This is a genomic window from Citrobacter sp. Cpo142 (assembly GCF_030332425.1).
In the GTDB taxonomy this organism is placed as follows: Bacteria; Pseudomonadota; Gammaproteobacteria; order Enterobacterales; family Enterobacteriaceae; genus Citrobacter; species Citrobacter portucalensis.
In genome coordinates, this window is sequence record NZ_JAOWHW010000095.1 from 1 (window position 1) to 4,188 (window position 4,188).

The 4,188-nt window shown below is 54.8% G+C and carries 5 protein-coding genes; 3 read left to right on the forward strand and 2 right to left on the reverse strand.

Annotated features, from left to right (window positions below):
* Nucleotides 1-261, reverse strand: a 261-nt coding sequence (locus tag OGY18_RS05120; protein WP_220412670.1) for a hypothetical protein, incomplete at its 3' end; no start/stop codon positions are given.
* Nucleotides 262-360: 99 nt separating this feature from the next.
* Nucleotides 361-1,650 carry a methyl-accepting chemotaxis protein gene (locus OGY18_RS05125; protein ID WP_286552108.1) on the reverse strand — a complete coding sequence of 430 codons (1,290 nt, stop codon included), beginning with the start codon at nucleotides 1,648-1,650 and terminating at the stop codon, nucleotides 361-363.
* A 43-nt stretch (nucleotides 1,651-1,693) separates the two neighbouring features.
* Between OGY18_RS05125 and tnpA the strand changes: the two genes are divergently transcribed.
* From tnpA to OGY18_RS05140, 3 genes are read left to right on the forward strand one after another with little or no spacing between them, the layout of a single operon-like run.
* Complete coding sequence (gene tnpA, locus OGY18_RS05130; protein ID WP_001171554.1) at nucleotides 1,694-2,074, forward strand: IS66-like element accessory protein TnpA; 381 nt, start codon at nucleotides 1,694-1,696, stop codon at nucleotides 2,072-2,074.
* The gene (tnpB, locus tag OGY18_RS05135) at nucleotides 2,071-2,418 is read left to right on the forward strand and encodes an IS66 family insertion sequence element accessory protein TnpB (RefSeq protein ID WP_000612591.1); all 348 of its coding nucleotides are present in this window, start codon (nucleotides 2,071-2,073) and stop codon (nucleotides 2,416-2,418) included. Before tnpA ends, tnpB begins: the two co-directional genes overlap by 4 nt.
* A gap of 49 nt (nucleotides 2,419-2,467) precedes the next feature.
* Nucleotides 2,468-4,006 carry an IS66-like element ISEc8 family transposase gene (locus OGY18_RS05140; RefSeq protein WP_001547431.1) on the forward strand — a complete coding sequence of 513 codons (1,539 nt, stop codon included), beginning with the start codon at nucleotides 2,468-2,470 and terminating at the stop codon, nucleotides 4,004-4,006.
* Nucleotides 4,007-4,188 lie beyond the last annotated feature (182 nt).

Consider the following 4,188-nt stretch of genomic DNA (forward strand, 5'->3'; position numbering starts at 1 on the left):
GGCGCGTCCCACAGAGAGAATTTCAATAAACAGGTTAAGGTCGTTTTGTTTCAGGTAGTTCAGGAAGTCTGGCTCACTGAGACTTTCCCCTGCCTCCTCGTAAAAGCAGGCAATCGCTTCCATGTTATTCATGTAGGTGCTGATTGCGGCGTACTCGTGTCCTTCCATCTGTTCAAGGATGACCCTGACAGACTGCATCCGGTCGGTCAGTTTCGCATGTATGTCTGCATATTTAGCCTGACGGGGATTTATTTCACTCATTATTACTGTCGCCTGTAAATAACCGGCACAGTGCGAACACCATGCCGGGAGATTATGGCTGACAAAACGGGAACGACAGGATCCCGCTGTTGTCGGGGGTCAGAAGGTTTCCCAGTTCTCGCTGGCGTGTTGTTCCGTTTCACGAACGGACTTTACCGCTTTAACCTTACTCTGCGGGCTGGTGTTGCTGATTGTCGGTACTATGGTATTTTTTCGTTCAGCATCGCGTTTTTTATTATCACGGAGACGAAATACGCTCACCTTCTCCTGCAGAATCCGTGACTGATTCTGCAACGAAGCGGCAGTGGCTGCAGACTGTTCCACCAGAGCTGCATTTTGTTGGGTGGTGCTGTCTATCTGGCCCATGGCGCTGTTAATCTGGGCAATACCATCTCCCTGCTCACGACTGGCCTTGGCTATTTCGTCAATCAGCCCTTCCATGCTCTGGACGTTACTGATGATATCCTCCATTCCCCTGTCTGCTTTTTCAACCAGGGTACGGCCGGATGCAATGCGGGAAACGGAGTCATCAATGAGCTCTTTTATTTCCCGCGCGGCAGAAGCACTGCGCTGAGCCAGATTACGAACCTCTCCGGCCACAACCGCAAATCCACGGCCGGACTCGCCGGCGCGTGCGGCTTCCACGGCAGCATTAAGCGCGAGAATGTTGGTCTGGAAGGCAATCCCGTCGATGACCTGGATGATGGCTGTCATTTCAGACGAGGTGTCGTAAATCTCCTGTATCCGGGAAGACACCTCACTCATGACCACTCCATTCTGTTTCACAATGGCCGTTGTTTCTGTCACAAACTGGTAAACCTGTGCTGTATTGCCGGCAGTATTGTTTATGGTGGCCGTCAGTTGTTCCAGAGTGGCCGCCGTCTGTTCCACACCGGCAGCCTGCTCTTCGGTGCGGGCTGACAGGTCTGTATTACCACTGCTGATTTCTGCTGCAGTCAGCGCAATATTGTCCGCTCCCTGACGTACTTCCCGGACGGTGTTACTCAGACTCCCGCACATATCACGCAGTGCCTGCATCAGTTGCCCCAGCTGGTCCTGTGAGTCCACTTTAATCTCCACACACAGGTTACCTTCCGCCACTTCCCGGGCAATCCGGACGGCTGAAATCAACGGACAGGTAATGCTTCTGGTGATCAGCCATGCCAGCACACCTCCCAGAAGAAGCGCCATACACCCAGTGATGATCAGTGTCAGTATGGCTGCCGTACCATTATCATCGATAACTTCACCCGCTTTATCTATGCTTGTTTTTTCGTATTCCACCAGTGCCTGCAGACTGGCCATGTAGTCATTTATGATCGGTAACTGCTGTGACCGAAGTAAGCGTACAGCCTGAACCGTCTGGTCAGAATCTGACGAATTAGACAAAGTGGTGTCCACCAAATAAGTAGTGGGAACCAAAGTGTCAGATATGCAGAAAAATGTGACTCCCGGCAGGCGAAAAGGCTGCCCTAATTATCCTCCCGAATTTAAACAGCAGCTCGTTGCTGCCTCCTGTGAACCCGGGATATCCATCTCAAAACTTGCTCTTGAAAATGGCATTAACGCCAATCTGTTGTTCAAATGGCGACAACAATGGCGCGAGGGAAAGCTGCTATTACCTTCTTCAGAGAGCCCCCAGCTACTTCCTGTGACTCTCGATGCAGCTGCCGAACAGCCAGAATCGCTCGCAGAGGACCCGGAAACCCTCAGTATCAGCTGTGAGGTAACGTTCCGGCACGGGACGCTCCGCTTCAATGGCAATGTCAGCGAAAAGCTCCTGACTCTGCTGATACAGGAACTGAAGCGATGATCCCGTTACCTTCCGGGACCAAAATTTGGCTGGTTGCCGGTATCACCGATATGAGAAATGGCTTCAACGGCCTGGCTGCGAAAGTACAAACGGCGCTGAAAGACGATCCCATGTCCGGCCATGTTTTCATTTTCCGGGGCCGCAGCGGCAGTCAGGTTAAACTGCTGTGGTCCACCGGTGACGGACTGTGCCTCCTGACCAAACGGCTGGAGCGTGGGCGCTTCGCCTGGCCGTCAGCCCGTGATGGCAAAGTGTTCCTTACGCAGGCGCAGCTGGCGATGCTGCTGGAAGGTATCGACTGGCGACAGCCCAAGCGGCTGCTGACCTCCCTGACCATGCTGTAAATCTCTTTATCCTGGTTGTCACAGAATAAGCCCGGTAAAATACGGGCTTATGAACGACATCTCTTCTGACGACATCTTCCTGCTGAAACAGCGCCTGGCCGAACAGGAAGCGCTGATCCACGCCCTGCAGGAAAAGCTGAGCAACCGGGAGCGCGAAATAGACCATCTGCAGGCGCAGCTGGATAAACTCCGCCGGATGAACTTCGGCAGTCGTTCCGAAAAAGTCTCCCGCCGTATCGCACAAATGGAAGCCGATCTGAACCGGCTTCAGAAAGAGAGCGATACGCTGACTGGTAGGGTGTATGACCCGGCTGTACAGCGTCCGTTGCGTCAGACCCGCACCCGTAAGCCGTTCCCTGAATCACTACCCCGTGACGAAAAGCGACTGTTGCCTGCGGCGCCGTGCTGCCCGAACTGCGGCGGTTCACTGAGCTATCTGGGCGAGGATACCGCCGAACAGCTGGAGTTGATGCGTAGCGCCTTTCGGGTTATCCGGACGGTACGGGAAAAACATGCCTGTACTCAGTGCGATGCCATCGTGCAGGCACCTGCACCTTCGCGGCCCATCGAGCGGGGTATCGCCGGACCGGGGTTGCTGGCCCGCGTGCTGACCTCGAAGTATGCAGAGCACACCCCGCTGTATCGCCAGTCAGAAATATACGGCCGGCAAGGTGTGGAGCTGAGCCGTTCACTGCTGTCGGGCTGGGTGGATGCATGCTGCCGGCTGCTGTCTCCGCTGGAAGAGGCGCTTCATGGCTATGTCATGACTGACGGCAAACTCCATGCCGATGATACCCCGGTCCAGGTACTGCTGCCGGGTAATAAGAAGACGAAGACCGGGCGGTTGTGGGCGTATGTTCGTGATGACCGCAATGCTGGGTCAGCGTTGGCACCTGCAGTGTGGTTCGCTTACAGCCCGGACAGAAAAGGCATCCATCCGCAGACTCATCTTGCTTGCTTCAGCGGTGTGCTGCAAGCGGATGCGTACGCCGGGTTCAACGAGCTGTATCGCAATGGTGGGATAACGGAAGCTGCCTGCTGGGCTCATGCCCGCCGAAAGATCCACGATGTGCACGTCCGCATCCCGTCAGCACTGACGGAAGAAGCCCTGGAGCAGATCGGTCAGTTGTACGCCATAGAGGCGGATATAAGGGGAATGCCGGCAGAGCAGCGGCTTGCTGAACGTCAGCGAAAAACGAAACCGCTGTTGAAATCCCTGGAAAGCTGGTTGCGTGAAAAGATGAAGACCCTGTCGCGACACTCAGAGTTGGCGAAGGCGTTCGCGTACGCACTTAACCAGTGGCCGGCACTGACGTACTATGCGAACGATGGCTGGGTGGAAATCGACAACAACATCGCTGAAAATGCCCTGCGGGCGGTCAGTCTGGGTCGTAAAAACTTCCTGTTCTTCGGCTCTGACCATGGTGGTGAGCGGGGAGCGCTACTGTACAGCCTGATCGGGACGTGCAAACTGAATGACGTGGATCCAGAAAGCTACCTTCGCCATGTGCTTGGCGTCATAGCAGACTGGCCGGTCAACCGGGTCAGCGAACTGCTTCCGTGGCGCATAGCACTGCCAGCTGAATAACACATCCCCGTCAATACGGCCCTCGCTGTACGCTTACTGACCGAATGAAGTTGTTCAGGGCTCCACGGTCCCCCTGCTCACTGATCTGAAGAGCTTTTACCAGGGTATCTGCATACACCTGACGCTTTTCACCAATGGTTTTCAGCAGCTTAATACCCTGCTCTGAAGTAAGCTCCCTGTTA